16 protein-coding genes are annotated in these 13,486 nt (G+C 65.8%); 14 read left to right on the forward strand and 2 right to left on the reverse strand.

Translation table 11 applies throughout. The features are described from left to right. Positions 1 to 693: 693 nt before the first annotated feature. The gene (locus IE275_RS13100; protein ID WP_189711148.1) at positions 694 to 3,018 is read left to right on the forward strand and encodes a hypothetical protein; all 2,325 of its coding nucleotides are present in this window, start codon (positions 694 to 696) and stop codon (positions 3,016 to 3,018) included. A gap of 351 nt (positions 3,019 to 3,369) precedes the next feature. On the opposite strand, the gene IE275_RS13105 is transcribed toward IE275_RS13100, so the two are convergent. Beyond that, positions 3,370 to 4,464: a DUF1152 domain-containing protein gene (locus IE275_RS13105; RefSeq protein WP_189711151.1), complete on the reverse strand. Its 1,095-nt coding sequence runs from the start codon at positions 4,462 to 4,464 to the stop codon at positions 3,370 to 3,372. 82 nt (positions 4,465 to 4,546) lie between these two features. On the opposite strand from IE275_RS13105, the gene IE275_RS13110 reads away from it, so the two are divergent. The 3 genes from IE275_RS13110 to IE275_RS13120 all read left to right on the forward strand — a co-directional run bounded on the left by IE275_RS13110 (position 4,547) and on the right by IE275_RS13120 (position 6,811). Then, entirely contained in the window at positions 4,547 to 5,287 is a 741-nt protein-coding gene (locus IE275_RS13110) for a GntR family transcriptional regulator (protein ID WP_189711153.1), read from the forward strand. A 274-nt stretch (positions 5,288 to 5,561) separates the two neighbouring features. Then, positions 5,562 to 5,999, forward strand: a complete 438-nt coding sequence (locus tag IE275_RS13115; RefSeq protein ID WP_189711155.1) for an ATP-binding protein — start codon at positions 5,562 to 5,564, stop codon at positions 5,997 to 5,999. A gap of 83 nt (positions 6,000 to 6,082) precedes the next feature. Continuing rightward, complete coding sequence (locus tag IE275_RS13120; RefSeq protein WP_189711156.1) at positions 6,083 to 6,811, forward strand: GntR family transcriptional regulator; 729 nt, start codon at positions 6,083 to 6,085, stop codon at positions 6,809 to 6,811. Positions 6,812 to 6,816: 5 nt separating this feature from the next. Here IE275_RS13120 and IE275_RS13125 read toward each other — a convergent pair whose 3' ends face one another. Next, positions 6,817 to 7,086 (reverse strand): hypothetical protein, encoded by a 270-nt coding sequence (locus tag IE275_RS13125; protein WP_189711158.1) that lies wholly within the window; start codon positions 7,084 to 7,086, stop codon positions 6,817 to 6,819. A gap of 316 nt (positions 7,087 to 7,402) precedes the next feature. On the opposite strand from IE275_RS13125, the gene IE275_RS13130 reads away from it, so the two are divergent. The 10 genes from IE275_RS13130 (at position 7,403) to IE275_RS13175 (ending at position 13,479) form a co-directional block, all read left to right on the forward strand. Further along, complete coding sequence (locus IE275_RS13130; protein WP_189711160.1) at positions 7,403 to 7,753, forward strand: SCO3933 family regulatory protein; 351 nt, start codon at positions 7,403 to 7,405, stop codon at positions 7,751 to 7,753. 5 nt (positions 7,754 to 7,758) lie between these two features. Beyond that, positions 7,759 to 9,132 (forward strand): FtsK/SpoIIIE domain-containing protein, encoded by a 1,374-nt coding sequence (locus tag IE275_RS13135; protein ID WP_189711162.1) that lies wholly within the window; start codon positions 7,759 to 7,761, stop codon positions 9,130 to 9,132. A gap of 56 nt (positions 9,133 to 9,188) precedes the next feature. Continuing rightward, the gene (locus tag IE275_RS13140) at positions 9,189 to 9,812 is read left to right on the forward strand and encodes a DUF2637 domain-containing protein (RefSeq protein ID WP_189711164.1); all 624 of its coding nucleotides are present in this window, start codon (positions 9,189 to 9,191) and stop codon (positions 9,810 to 9,812) included. A 20-nt stretch (positions 9,813 to 9,832) separates the two neighbouring features. Beyond that, on the forward strand, positions 9,833 to 10,033 hold the full coding sequence (locus IE275_RS13145; RefSeq protein WP_189711166.1) for a hypothetical protein: 201 nt from the start codon (positions 9,833 to 9,835) through the stop codon (positions 10,031 to 10,033). Further along, a complete protein-coding gene (locus IE275_RS13150; RefSeq protein ID WP_189711168.1) occupies positions 10,033 to 10,224 on the forward strand; it encodes a mobile element transfer protein in 192 nt (63 codons plus the stop codon). The genes IE275_RS13145 and IE275_RS13150 overlap by 1 nt, the downstream gene beginning before the upstream one ends. A 10-nt stretch (positions 10,225 to 10,234) precedes the next feature. After that, positions 10,235 to 10,429, forward strand: coding sequence for a hypothetical protein (locus tag IE275_RS13155; RefSeq protein WP_189711170.1), 195 nt, complete (start codon positions 10,235 to 10,237; stop codon positions 10,427 to 10,429). 17 nt (positions 10,430 to 10,446) lie between these two features. Continuing rightward, on the forward strand, positions 10,447 to 10,686 hold the full coding sequence (locus IE275_RS13160; protein WP_189711580.1) for a SpdD protein: 240 nt from the start codon (positions 10,447 to 10,449) through the stop codon (positions 10,684 to 10,686). Between the two features lie 152 nt (positions 10,687 to 10,838). After that, positions 10,839 to 12,119, forward strand: coding sequence for a replication initiator (locus IE275_RS13165; RefSeq protein ID WP_189711172.1), 1,281 nt, complete (start codon positions 10,839 to 10,841; stop codon positions 12,117 to 12,119). Further along, the gene (locus IE275_RS13170; RefSeq protein ID WP_189711174.1) at positions 12,116 to 12,331 is read left to right on the forward strand and encodes an excisionase family DNA-binding protein; all 216 of its coding nucleotides are present in this window, start codon (positions 12,116 to 12,118) and stop codon (positions 12,329 to 12,331) included. The genes IE275_RS13165 and IE275_RS13170 overlap by 4 nt, the downstream gene beginning before the upstream one ends. Beyond that, entirely contained in the window at positions 12,331 to 13,479 is a 1,149-nt protein-coding gene (locus IE275_RS13175; RefSeq protein WP_189711176.1) for a tyrosine-type recombinase/integrase, read from the forward strand. The genes IE275_RS13170 and IE275_RS13175 overlap by 1 nt, the downstream gene beginning before the upstream one ends. Positions 13,480 to 13,486 lie beyond the last annotated feature (7 nt).

The raw sequence follows: 13,486 nt of genomic DNA on the forward strand, positions 1-13,486 counted from the left end.
TGCGCCAGTTCGTCGTCGGTCTCTCAGCCATGAGGCTGGACCGTACAGTGCGGGTCAGACAGGGAGGTCGCTATCCCGGGCTTGTCGGCAGCTCATGAGGGACATGAGCTTGGGAAGCTTGGGTTTCTTGGCGGCCGTTGTCGCACTGGCCTGCGGTGGAGTGGTGCTGGAGCCCTGGTCGCGCCCGGGGTAAGTTCCCGCTGTTCCCCGTGGTTCCCCGCAGGATCTGGCACGCGAATGGCACGGTCCTCCCTTCGCCTCGAACGTTCCTCGGCGGAGCTGGGCCCCGGAGTGTCTGAGCCTCGGCCGACGACAGTCAGCCACGGTGGCGAGTCAGCCGACCGTGCAGGCGCGCGTGTGCCTCGCTGTACCCCCGCCGGCCTGAGCCACGCTTTCGGCCGTCGACCAGAGCAAGTCCCGACGGCGGAAGCGCATGGGTGGCACCTTGCGCGATGACCTCTTCGTCCCGAAGCAACTTGAGTGGGGGCGCTTGCTCGCCGCTGTTCATCGGCGTTGTCACGCAGGTAGACACTCACCGTTTCGCCTCTTCATGCGCTTGAAGCAGTTGTGCCGGAGACGCTGGACGCCACCTTTACGATCGTTCTTCCTTCGTCGGCCAGCAGTTGCTGACCCGCAGCCTGCCGTAAGTACTCTGCTCGTGTGGCTGCGGGATGTAACTAGTGGCAGGATGGAGTGAGCAGCATTCTGCGTGCTGACCCTCTTCCCGAGACCCCGGCTGTGGATAACGCCTGCGAGGCCTCCGGCATCTTAGTTTATCTGCCTTGTGGAGGAGCAATGCCTTACGAGCGGCATGCGTTGACTGAAAAAATCTTGAAGGACGCGTGGGATAAAGCGGTCGATGGCACACTTCTGACGATCGATCCTGCGAGTCAAGAACAGGAAATCCCGGGTGATTTCTTGGCTCAAGTACTCCAGGGTGAAAAGATGGAGAAAGCGCCACAGAGGGTGATGATCGCTGGGGCGCACATTACGGGTGGATTCGATGTTAAGTCGTCCAAACTTCTATGCCCACTAGAACTGACTGACTGCGTTTTTGATAAGTCGCCAAACCTTGACCAGGCGAACGCTCGGAATATTACTCTGAAGGGATGCACGTTTCCTGGACTGCGCGGTTGGGAACTCAAGGTTGAACATGACTTCTCACTCGAAGACAGCAGCAGTTCAAATCTAGTCGACTTGTGTGGAGCGCAAATCGGCGGCCAGGTCGATCTGAAGGGGGTGACGCTTTCGGCTCCCGGCCCAGAGGTATTGAAGCTCAATGGTCTGGTTGTGCAGCGAGAGATGCGGTGGTCAGGAATGACCACGCACGGACAAGTGACAATGATCGGGGCGCGAGTTTCAAAGCAGTTTATTTGCATTGGGACAACCCTCGTGAATGCTGGAGGAATTGCCTTGCTTGCGCAAGGGATTAAGGTTGGGTCGAGCGCCTATATGAAATCCGGGTTCTCTGCTAGCGGGGAGGTTGACATCTCTGGGGCTGAAATTACGGGAAGGCTTGACTGTCGAAATGGCACCTTTAGAAGTGCGGGGCTAGAACAGGGGGCCCTGCGGGCCGACGGGATCCATATAGAGAATGACCTGATATGCGAGAATGGGTTTTTGGCGGAAGGTGGCGTAAATTTGTTGGGTGCCACTATTGGAGGGTCTCTTCGCTGCACTGGTGGAAGATTTATAAACCCTGGATCTCTAGCTATTCGCGCTGCTCGTGCGAAGATTTCGCAAGATTTTGAATGCAAGCGAGGGTTTCGAGCCGAGGGGCAAGTTTTGCTGGCTGGCTGTAAGATTGGGGGAAGCGCTAAATTCCAAGGTGGCCAATTCATTCACCCAACTGACAGCGCTCTGGATGGCACAGGGATGGAGGTCGGCCAAAACGTTGTGCTCGGGAAGGACTACCCCGGAGAGCAGATGCCTGCGGAGGGATTCATCTCGGAGGGTGAAGTCAAACTTGTTGATGCAAAGATTATGCAAGACTTGAACTGTACTGGGGGCCGGTTCTCTAATTCTCAGCGCGTCGCTCTAAATGCTCAAGGGGTGACAGTTAGAGACGTTCTTCTAGAAAATGATTTTTGTGCCGACGGGATGCTGGATCTGTCCGGTTCTCAGATCGGTGGGAAATTGCTCTGCAGTGGGGGACAGTTCACCGGATCCAGGGTCTCTCTCAGGGCAGATGGGATGACAGTGCAGAGAGAAGCTCAGCTGGACGATGGCTTCAGGGCCGAAGGTAAGGTGCATATTCGCAGAGCGCAATTTGGTGCTGGGCTTTCGTTTGATGGTGCTTTCTTGGCGGCGGTAGGTGGATCAAATTCTCTAACCTTGAGGGGGAGTTCGATCAAAGGTCGGCTCAATCTTGTTACAAGGGAAAAGCCGCCTGGTGCAATGGATCTACGGCGCGTGGTGGTCACTGAACTGTATGACGACAAGGCGGTTTGGCCAGACCGTATCAAATTGCATGGTCTTGTATACGAGACGTTGCGTGAGGATGGCCCCAAGATAAAGGATCGACTCGAATGGTTGAAGTCTAACGGAAAGTATGAGCCGCAAATATATCGGCAGCTCGCAAAGGTCTATCAAGTAACAGGTGACGAGGACCTGGCGAGGAAAGTTCTAATAGCGGAGCAAGACGAGAGGCGTAAATCCCGCCCTGGGTTTCATGGGGTGTTGGCTTGGTGGGGTGGTTGGTTCCTCAAGGCAACTGTGGGGTACGGATATAATCCCTTCCGAGTTTTGATGGAACTTGCCGTTCTGGAGGTGATCGGCGGAATTGTTTTCTCGATACTCAGGAATGACATTCATCCGGTCTCCCCGCATGTGGTAGGGGATTATCAGCCGTGGCTTTACAGCCTGGATTTGCTACTTCCGGTCGTGAATTTTCGATGGTCTTTGTGGTTCTATCCGACGGGTGCGGCAGTGTGGTGGGCGGCTGCCTTTACGGCAACTGGCTGGGCTTTGGCGACGGCACTTGTTGTTGGTCTTGGAGGAGTCTTCAAGCGGAAGTAGGTCACACAAAATCGGGTTTGCAAGCACGGTTTCGACCTGAGTCACCGAAAGTCAGCCACGATGGCGGGTACGCCGAACGAATACCCGTCACGTGTGCCTCCAGCAACCCCGTTCCGGCCTCAGTCACGCTTTATCGGTTTACGTCACGAGCAGTGCCCCCTCCGGCATGGGCGTTGCTCGGAGAAGTCATGTTGCTTCCTGGTCCGGCTGTCCGTCTTGGCGGTGTTGCGCGCTGAGTGGCTGGGGCCGCCGCAGCGGTGGCGGAGACATGGAGCGGCGGCGGCCCATGGCCGCCAGCGCGCGCGGGCCGCCGTAGGCGGGCCGCCTTGAACCCGTAAAGAAGGTTGTTACTCAGGTGGTGGTTGGGATGTGCCAGAGAGGGGCTGCGTACTGCTCCGGCCGGTTGCTGATGAGCAGCCGACGCAGATCATCGCGCTGCGAGCCGTCGAGGTTCAGCACCTCGGTGAGGTGGCGGAACGTTGTGTGAGTGACTCCGCGGCTTCGGGCCTCTGCCTCGAACTGGGTGAGCTGGCGTAGTACCGACTCGGCGTTGAGCTTCGTCGGCGGTTGCTCCTTCAGCCAGAGAGCCTTGTTGCGCTCGTAGTCGATTTCGGAGAAGCCGCAGATCTCGCGGCTCAGTGTCTCCACCTCGTCCAGGGTGGTGGTCGACATGATGGCGCGGGCCAACTCGTTGCGGTTCAGGGCCTCGTCCAGGTCGGCCTCGTGGACTGTCGGGCTTTCGTCGGTGAGGGGGATGGGAAGGCCGGCGTCTCGGACCTCGCATGTGCCGCGCACGCCTCGGGCCGCTGCTGCGAGCATGCCCGTCGCCTCTGACGGGTGCCACTCCAGGACGCCGCCGATCGGTTCTGCGTCCTCCGCCGTGAAGGTGTGGATGATTGGGCCGAGCAGGCTTCGCAGATCCTCGTGGGACAGCTCGCCGTCCAGGCCGGGCCCTGCGATCAACAGGCGGATGGGTGCGTCGACTTGTCCGCATGCTGCCAGGGTCAGGGAGTCGGCCAGTGGGCTCTTCAGTGTCGGCTCGTCGCCTCGGGCCAGTACGTCGCCGCCAACGTCCAGGAGGTCGATGGAGCTCGGCTTTAAGCGGGTGACCAGCTGTTCGACCTGGCGTGTGACGCCTTCGGCGCCGTTCCTCGGGTCGATCAGCGCGAATGTATGCGGGAGTTCCGCGGCGAGTCGGGGGAGTGTGGAACCTGCCGGTCCGATCGGACGGGCTTCCGCCGGCACCTTCCAGACTGCTGGGGTGAGCGGTTCGAGGCCGATGAAGTCGTCGGCTCCTCGAGGGCCCGGTAGCGGGTCGATCAGCAAGCGGTCCCACGCGTACGTGAGGATCACCGCCTGGTCCTCGTCGCCGTATAGGGCGGCGTGAAGCATTGCGGCGGCGACTGCGTCGCCCCCTCCTCCTGCTGCGACGATCAACCGCGTCATGGGCCCAAGCCTACGGGGTCGGCCCCTTGACCTCTCACCCTATAGTGGCTAGAGGCTATAGCCACTTGGACGAGGAGGGGACATGCCTCAGATCGAGGAGGCGCAGCCGAAGTATCTCCAGATCGCGCACTTCATCCGTGATCAGATCCTTCGGGGCGACCTGCGGCCGGGGGACGAGGTGCCTTCGGAGCGGCAGCTTGCGGCCGACTGGAAGGTGTCGCGGCCGACTGCCGCGCGGTCGTTGGAGGCGCTGAGCCATCAGGGGCTCGTCGAGAAGCGGCAGGGTTCCGGCACGTACGTGCGGAGCCTCGAAGTGAACCGGCGGGCGCGGGAGTTGTACGGGCGGGCCCGGCAGACCGGGAAGATCTACACGCCCGGTGAGTACGCGGTGATCACGTCGGCCGGGTGGCTGGATGCGCCGGATCATGTCGCTGAGGCGTTGGGTCTGGTCAAGGATCGGCGGGCTGTGCACCGCCGGCGGGTGACCAACAATCAGGAGGGTCCCATCACGCTGTCCACTTCGTGGTTCGCGTCGGAGATCGGGCAGAGGGCGCCCAGGCTTCTGGAGCCCGAGCGCATCCAAGAGGGCACCTTGATGTACGTCGAGAACATGACCGGGCGGCAGGGGAGTTACGCCGAGGATCGCATGTGCGCCAGGCAGGCGACCGACGAGGAGGCGGCGGACCTCCAGCTTGATTCGGGGTCTGCCGTGCTCATCGTGCATCACGTCGTCTTCGACCTCCAGGACCGGCCGTTGGAGTTCGCTGAAGCTACTTACCCGCCGCACCGCTGGGCGTTCGAGCAGGGGTACCCCCTCGTCTGATGGTTCGTCATTCCGGCGAACCGCTTGCGCAGCGCGAGTGGCTAATGCCACTATCCATTAAGTGGCTAAGGCCACTTTGAGAAGGGGGCGCGGTGTGACGAGTCGGCGGCCAGAACAGGGCGGGCACTTACCTTGTCGAGGATGCCGTGGGCGGGGCTGGAAACGAGTCGGCTCGCGTACGGCCTTGGCGCTCTCCACCGTCAACGACCGTGCCCGTGCCGCATCGAAACGGCGCTGCCTCGACTGCGACGGCAGCGGCAAGGAGTGAGCACGGATGGCCTACATGATCGACCGCTGTCCCTCTGAGGACTCACCGCGACTCGGGGCGATGACCTTGTACCCCGTCGCGGAGTCCGTGTCTCTGTCCCGGCGCTGGTTCCGCAAGTTCATCGCCCCGTACAACCCGGCCTGCTCGGTCGACGACTGCGTCCTGATGATCTCGGAACTGGTGACCAATGCCATCGTCTACGGCCAGTCCGACGAGGTATGGCGTGTGCGGGTGGAGTGGTTCCGGGAAGGGGCTTCACTCAAGGTCGACGTCCACAACGCTGGGTTCCCGGCGAGGGTGAAGTTGCGCCGGCCCGACGCTGTCGACGCGCACGGGCGCGGTCTGCTCCTCGTCGACTCCATCGCCGACTCCTGGCAATGCGGACCCAGCCGTTTCGGCGGGACGGTCGTTTCCTTCGTGATGGCCGATGCCTGGCCGACCTGAGGGGGTGCCTGGGTTCTCTTCTATATGCGCTGCCGCTAGTCTGGTTGACCAGTTGACTTGGCCAATCTCGGTGGGCGGCATTCATGGCGTATGAAGTGGAGGCGCCCAAGTACGTGCGCCTCGCCCAGACGATCCAGAGCCGCATCGAGGACGGCACGTACCCGCCAGGTACGCGGGTCCCTAGTGAGAATCAGCTGGTCCAGGCATTCGGTATGTCCCGCCCGACCGTTGTGCGTGCTCTTGAGCTGCTGAAGCGGGACGGCTGGCTGGAGTCCCGGCAGGGATACGGAACGATCGTGCGCGGGCGCCCCGCGGTCGTCGAGCAGAAGGACCGCCGGGGGAGCGAGGTGCTCGCGCGGGACGAGTCGCAGACGCCGGGGCGGCTTGTCGAGGTCGGCAGTGTGCCCGTGCCTCCGCGCGTTGCCTCCGTGCTGGGGCTGCCGAAGCGTGCCAAGGTGCTCATGCGTCGCTTCCTGGTCGAGGAGGATGGCGAACCCGTCGAGCTGGTCTCGTCGTACTTCCCCGCCGGCTTGGTCGAGGGTACCGAGTTGGAGAGTGCCGACCTCCTGAGTGGCGGCACCCGGGCCCACCTTGAGGTGCGGAAGAAGGTTCGCTTCGACCATGTGACGGAACGGGTCTCGGCACGCCTGCCAGAACCCGGAGAGGCGGAGTTGCTGAACCTCCCGGACGGCGTGCCCGTGCTGAGCGTGCTGATCATTGCCTGCGATGCCTCAGGGCAGGCGCGGCAAGTCTCTGACGTGCTGCTTCCTGCTGATCGCCAAGAGCTGGAAGACACCTATCGCCTGGGCTGACAGGTCTATGCGCGCGGCTGCCGCGTGGCTAGGCGGTAGATCACGTATGTGAGGCCGAGGATGAAGTCTGCGGCCACCCAGAACCCGACGATGAGGCCCACCCCGATCGTGGTCCCGAGATCGCCGGCGTCCCGGCACAGCTCCAGGCTGTCGCCGGTCAGTCCCTCGCACGAGCCGCCATCGTCGCTGCCGCTTGCGATGCCCGCTATCACCCAGATCAAGAACAAGATCTGGACGGCCAGGAACAGCCACAGGAAGACTCGGCGACGCTTCATCGGCTGGGGTGTCGGGCCGGGCTGTCGGTATGCCTCGGGAGGGGGTCCTTGAGGTGGTGTTGACCAGGTGCCCGGTGGTGGCGTGAGTCCTTGCTGGTCGCGTGGACCCCATGACGGCGGCTCTTGAGCGGGGTCTCGTCTGCCCATGTCGCGCCCTCCTCTGGGCTGCTGACTTCATGGTGCGCGTGTGGTGCTGCTTGCGCTTGTTGGTCTGACAACCAAGCCACTTGACAAGTCAACTTGGCATCTCTAACTTCGAACTTGCTAAGTCAACTTGTCAGGTGGCGAGTTGGTGGACTCTGAAGGAGAAATCTCTGTGCGTGTGATCCGTGTTGACGCCTCGACCGCGACGATCCTGCTCACCGAAGCGCCGGCGCCGAAGGTGCGCGACCGGCAGACCGGTGAGATCGCGAAGGACACCGTGAGCGGTGAGGCGCTGATGACCATCGGCGTCGTCTACATCGACGAGGGCGAGTCGTCGCTGATCCAGGTGACCGTCCCCGAGAGTGGTGTCACGGACGGCCTGACCGTCGGTGCTCCGGTCTCGCTGCCTGGGCTCGTCGCCCGGCCCTGGCAGAGCGTGTTCAACGGGCGGGAGCGGCACGGCATCGCCTACCGGGCCACGGCCGTCATGCCCGGTGCGTTCCAGATGGCTCAGGCGGGCTGATCGACGTGACCGACATGGTGACGTTGGCCGAGCTGGGCGGACCGCTTGCCGCGTTAGGCGGCGCGGCCTATGCCCGGCACGCCCACCCGGCGGCCTACTGGTCCACCATCGGGCTGCCGCTCTCGGTGGCCCGGCTGCTGGCCTCGTACTCCTCGGCCATGGACGCCTGCGGGCTGACCGTCGAGCCGTCCCGCTGGCGGGCCCTGGCCGTCCGGGCGACCACTCGGCGGGAGGTTCGGCCGGTTCCCCCGCGGCGCGGAGTGATCCGGCCCAACTCGACCGGCTTCCGGGTACGGCTGCGGCTCGCCCCCGGGCAGGAGCCGGCGGACGTGGCTGCCTCGGCCGAACGGCTGCGGCATGCCTGGGGCGTTCACGCCGTGTACGTGCGGGACGTGAAGCCCGGTGTCGTCGAACTGCGGCTCGTCGGCTACGACGTGTTGCGCAAGGTGCGCATGCCTCGCCGTGTCGACGGTGGGCTTCTGCGGGTGCCGGTGGCTCTGCGGGAGGACGCGACCGCGTTCGTCCGCGACTACCGCGCCGTACCGCATGGTCTCGTCCTCGGCGCCACGCTGTCCGGCAAGTCGATGTATCAGCGACACCTCATCGCCGGCCTCGCGACCCAACCCGTCGCCCTGGTCGGCATCGACTGCAAGCGAGGTGTCGAGCTGGCACCCTTCGCCCCGCGGCTCTCCGCGCTGGCGACCGACCCCGACGAAGCGGCCGAGCTGCTGCCGGTCCTGGTCAAGGAAATGGAGGACCGATACGACCTGATCAAGGCCCGGCAGGGCATCGCCCCCGGAACCCCGGACGAGGAGATCACCTCGGACGTCTGGGGCCTGCCCGAGAGCGAACGGCCGGTTCCCATCGTGCTGTTCGTGGACGAAGTGGCGGAACTCTTCCTCGTGGCCACGCGCAAGGACGAGGAGCGGCGGGATGAGATGGTCACCCACCTCATCCGCCTCGCCCAGCTCGGCCGAGCGGCCGGCATCTACCTGGAGGTCTGCGGCCAGCGCTTCGGCGCCGAACTCGGCAAGGGCGCGACCATGCTCCGGGCTCAGCTCACCGGCCGGGTCTGCCACCGGGTGAATGACGAAGCCTCCGCCAAGATGGCGCTCGGCGACATCGCGTCCGAAGCGGTCTATGCGGCCTGCTCCATCGCTCCTGAGCTGCCCGGCCTCGCAGTCGCGGGAGACACGTCCGGCGGCTGGTCCCGGATCCGTACCCCGTACCTGTCACTCGCTGACGCGGCGGCTGTCTGCCGTGAGTCGGCGCACCTCGCCCCGGACGTTCCGGCGCTTTCGCCCTTCCGGCCATACGTCCCGCCTGTGCCCGTAGCGGCATCCGGTACGGCGGCCGCTCCTCGCCCGGTCACCGAGTAGCCCACCCCGATCCTTCGGTTGGCGTGGCCGTCCCGCGCCAAGTCCCTACCTCCGCCATGCCCCGAACCGGAAGGAGTGGCGCCGTGAGTTCCCTGCCTGTCCGCCTCGACGCCGTACTCGTCCAAGCCCTCATCGCTGCCGCACTGTCCTTCGCCCACCTTCACGACCTGGCCGCCGCTGCCGGACAGGACGGCTGGAAGGCATGGGCTTACCCGGTCTCCGTCGACCTGTTGCTGGTGGCGGCTTGGCGGCGACTGCGCTCCGGTGGGTCGAAAGCGGCCGGGTGGTGCTGGTTCCTCGTCGCGCTGACCGCCTCGCTCGGCGCCAACGTCGCCACGGCCGGCCTGCTCGACCTGGACGACGTACCGGCCTGGCTGCGCATCCTCGTCGCCGGATGGCCCGCGGTCGCCTTCCTCGGCGGCACGCTCCTCGCCCACGGCTCCACCGCAGCACCCGAAGCGGTCTCGGTGCCGGTGACCGAGCTGCCCGCCGTCGAAGCGGCCTCCGAACCGCCCCCGCCGTCCGTCACCTCTGTCCCGCCCGCTCTCGTCGCCCACGCCCGCAAGGTCGCCGACGACCACCGCGCCCGGACGGGAACGCCCATCGACACCCCGACGCTTCGCGCCCGGCTCGGCGTCCCGCTGCCGCTCGCCGAAGCAATTGCCACCCAACTCGCCTGAACTCAGGAGCACTTCAACACATGCGCCCGTCCACGCTCCGCGCCCTGAACCGGGCTGCCGAGCTGACCCGCCAGAACCGCCTCACCGAAGCAATGCTCATCGCCGAACCCGTGATCCTCACCGCCGATCAGTACGAGGGCGAGGAGATCCGGCGGTGGCTGCTCGACCACGTCGCCGACTTCACCGGCGAGAACCACGACGAACCGAAGGAGCTGCCCTGATGTCCGCCAACCGTCGCTTCCGCCGAGTCGTCCGCATCGGTCCCGTCCAGGTCGGCACGTACTACGACGGCCGCGGCCGCGAGAAGCACGCCGCCGTCTGCACGGCTCCGCGCTGCGGCTTCTCCGCCGACTACGACAGCCGCACCGCCGCCGAGCTGGCCGCCCGCACCCACCGCTGCCGCGTCCGCTGAGGAGATCTCCGTGAACGTCTCGCTCCCACTCGTCTTCGTCCTGGGCGTCATCTCCTGGGCCGCGATCAAGTTCCTCGGCGTTCGCATGTGGGTCGCCGTCGTGATCGCGCTGTTCGGCTTCTGGCTCTCGCACACGTTCCTCGCCCCCGCCATCGAGTCCGGCACCCGAACCGGGGTCGGCGTCGTCAACGGCGACAACAAGTGACAAGGAGGATCGCCGTGTTGTTCCGCCCACAGCTGCCCGACATTCCGCACCTGCCCATGACCATCGACCCGCATTGCCAGGCGCCAGTGCAGCCCGCCGGCCGCCCGCTCACCCCCTACGCGGGTGCGGTCGCCGCCGTGGTCGTCGTCGGCATCGTCCTCACCGCGCTCCTGGCGGCCGTCGCCGTCACGGCTGTGTCCGTGGCCGTCGCCGCCGTGGTCCTGCGCTCCCTCGTCAGCAACGCCAACAGGCGCTGACCGGCCGCCGGGGCGGCAACAAGCCGCCAAGCATCCCGCCGCCCCGGGGCCGTCCCTCCCAACCACCGAAACAGCCGAAAGGGACTCCCATCTTTACCCACTCGCCCCCGCCCCCGCTGGCGGAGCTGAGCACCCTCGCCGCCCTCGGCACCATGCCCGCCCTCGCGCGACAGCTCGCGGGTCTTGGCGGCTGCACCCATCCCGTCCGCCTGGACGGCCACCGCACCGAGTACGCCGTCAACAACACGACCGGCGAGATCGGCGCTGTCCTTCACCGCCTCGACTCGGCCACCTTTCCCGCCGGGCACCTCTTGGTCCGCTGCAACAACCGTCGCGCCACCCGCTGCCCGGCCTGCGCCGAGACCTACCGCCGCGACACCTACCACCTGATCACTGCCGGATTGCGTGGCGGCAAGGGCACCCCCGACCAGGTCGCCACCCACCCGCGCGTCTTCGCCACCTTCACCGCCCCCGGATTCGGCCCGGTCCACAACCGCCGCACCGACGGCCGCCCTTGCCGCTGCGACGCCCACCACGACCAGGAGGACGCCGCCCTCGGCACCCCGCTCGATCCCACCACCTATGACTATGAGTCGGCCGTCCTCTGGAACGCGCACGCGGGTCCCCTCTGGCGGCGCTTCTCGATCTACCTCCGCCGTGAGATCGCCAAGCGCGCCGGCCTCACCCAACGCACCTTCCGCGACCACGCCCGCGTCTCCTTCGCCAAAGTCGCCGAGTACCAGAAACGCGGCGCGGTCCACTTCCACGCGGTGATCCGCCTCGACGGCCCGGAAGGCGGCGACACCTCGCCCCCGGCCTGGGCCTCGGCCGAGCTGCTGACCGACGCGATCCGCGCCGCCGCGGCCGCCGCACGCGTCGACGGCCCGACCATCGACGGGCGCGCCCACAACTTCGCCTTCGGGCGACAGCTCGACGTCCGCCCGATCCGTTCCGCCGACTTTGACAACGGCCAGGAACTGACCGAGCGGGCCGTAGCGGCGTACATCGCCAAGTACGCCACCAAGGGTGCGGAGACCACGACCGGCACCCTGGACCGACCGATCCGCTTCCTCGCCGAGCTGGCTCAGGCCCGGATCACCGAGCATGCCCGCCGCATGGTCCGTACCGCCTGGACCCTCGGCGCCCGCAAGGAGCTGGAGCACCTCCGCTTGCGCGCCTGGGCTCACATGCTCGGCTTCCGCGGCCACTTCTCCACCAAGTCCCGCCGCTACTCCACCACGCTCGGCGCCCTCCGCACCGCCCGCGCCGACTGGCGGCGGGCCCAGACGACTCCGCCCGCCCCGCAGGACGGCGAAACCACGCTCGTCCTCGCCCACTGGGTGTTCGCCGGAACCGGCCTCAGCGCTGCCGAGACCTGGCTTGCCGCAACCCTCGAACCCGCCCCCGGAACGGAAGGGGAACCGACCGCATGACGACCGACCGATATCTCTCCGTCGACCAGGTCGCCGACCTGCTCGGCACGACCGCCCGCTTCCCCCGGCGGCTCATCGAGGAGCGCCGCATCCGGTACGTGAAGGTCGGCCGGCATGTCCGCATCCCCGAGAGCGCGGTCGCCGAATACATCGGGGCCCGTACCGTCGAGCCGATCCGCCTCCGCCGTACCGGACTGCGGAGGGCTGCCTGATGGCGAACAAGAAGGGACGGCGTCGTCGCTTCGGCGCGGTACGGCAGTACCGGTCCGGCCGCTGGACGGCCTCGTACATCGGACCCGACGGCGTGCGCATCCATGCGCCGGAAACCTTCGCGACCAAGAAAGAAGCGGAGATCTGGCTGTCCCAGATCGAGGCGGATCTGACGCGTGGCGACTGGCGCGCTCCCGACGCGGGGGCGGTCAACTTCAAGATCTACGCCGAGAAGTGGGTAGAGGAGCGGGAGCTGGCCGTTCGTACCGTGGACTTGTACGAGCACCTGTTCCGTCTGTACATCTTCCCGACCTTCGGGGCCCTCGACCTGGACGAGATCACCGCCCCTCGTGTCCGCGAATGGCGTGCTGAGCGCCTGCGCACTACGAAGGCGAAGACCATGGTCGCCAAGGCGTACAGGCTCGTGAAGAGCATCATGGAAACCGCCGTCGATGACGAACTGATCAGCCGCAACCCGTGCCGTATCAAGGGCGCGGGCAAGGAGTCGGCCGCCGAGCGTCGCATCGCCACCGTCGCCCAGGTGGACGCCCTCGCCGAAGCGATCGGCATTCGTTGGCGCCTCGTGGTCTACCTCGGCGCGTACGGGCCGATGCGACCCGAGGAGCTGGCCGGTCTTCGCCGCCGGGACGTCGACGCCGACAACATGGTGATCCGTGTCCGCGTCGCCGAACCGGAGCGGACCAACGGCAAACGCGCTCCCGGCGAGACCAAGTCGGGTGCTGGCGTTCGGGCCGTCGTTCTTCCCGCCTTCCTCCACAAAGAGGTGAGGCAGCACCTCGCCTGGTTCGCCGAGAAGGGGCCCGACGGTCTGGTCTTCGTCGGCGAGAAGGGCGCCCCCTTCCGACGCACATCGTTCGGCCGGAAATGGCAGCGCGCCCGGACCGCCGCCGGTCTCCCGGACGGCTTCCGCTTCTACGACCTTCGTCACACCGGACACACGCTCTCGACCCGTTCGGGTGCCACGCTCAAGGACACGATGGTCCGCGCCGGCCAGTCCTCCGAGAAGGCCGCGCTGATCTATCAGCACTCCGATGAGGAGCGTCAGCGCGACGTGGCGGCCGGTCTTGACGACCTGGTCCGTGCCGAGCGTGCGAAGAAGAATGGCGGCCAGCAGCAAACCGGCTTATGAGGGCAGA

Source organism: Streptomyces phaeofaciens (assembly GCF_014648915.1).
Classification (GTDB): Bacteria; Actinomycetota; Actinomycetes; order Streptomycetales; family Streptomycetaceae; genus Streptomyces; species Streptomyces phaeofaciens.

Bases quoted from the DNA above. Each gene is read 5' to 3' on its own strand.
- IE275_RS13105 (WP_189711151.1), bottom strand. From the start codon at position 4,464: ATGACGCGGTTGATCGTCGCAGCAGGAGGAGGGGGCGACGCAGTCGCC.
- IE275_RS13110 (WP_189711153.1), top strand. From the start codon at position 4,547: ATGCCTCAGATCGAGGAGGCGCAGCCGAAGTATCTCCAGATCGCGCAC.
- IE275_RS13115 (WP_189711155.1), top strand. From the start codon at position 5,562: ATGGCCTACATGATCGACCGCTGTCCCTCTGAGGACTCACCGCGACTC.
- IE275_RS13120 (WP_189711156.1), top strand. From the start codon at position 6,083: ATGGCGTATGAAGTGGAGGCGCCCAAGTACGTGCGCCTCGCCCAGACG.
- IE275_RS13125 (WP_189711158.1), bottom strand. From the start codon at position 7,086: ATGAAGCGTCGCCGAGTCTTCCTGTGGCTGTTCCTGGCCGTCCAGATC.
- IE275_RS13140 (WP_189711164.1), top strand. From the start codon at position 9,189: ATGCCCCGAACCGGAAGGAGTGGCGCCGTGAGTTCCCTGCCTGTCCGC.
- IE275_RS13145 (WP_189711166.1), top strand. From the start codon at position 9,833: ATGCGCCCGTCCACGCTCCGCGCCCTGAACCGGGCTGCCGAGCTGACC.
- IE275_RS13150 (WP_189711168.1), top strand. From the start codon at position 10,033: ATGTCCGCCAACCGTCGCTTCCGCCGAGTCGTCCGCATCGGTCCCGTC.
- IE275_RS13165 (WP_189711172.1), top strand. From the start codon at position 10,839: ATGCCCGCCCTCGCGCGACAGCTCGCGGGTCTTGGCGGCTGCACCCAT.
- IE275_RS13170 (WP_189711174.1), top strand. From the start codon at position 12,116: ATGACGACCGACCGATATCTCTCCGTCGACCAGGTCGCCGACCTGCTC.
- IE275_RS13175 (WP_189711176.1), top strand. From the start codon at position 12,331: ATGGCGAACAAGAAGGGACGGCGTCGTCGCTTCGGCGCGGTACGGCAG.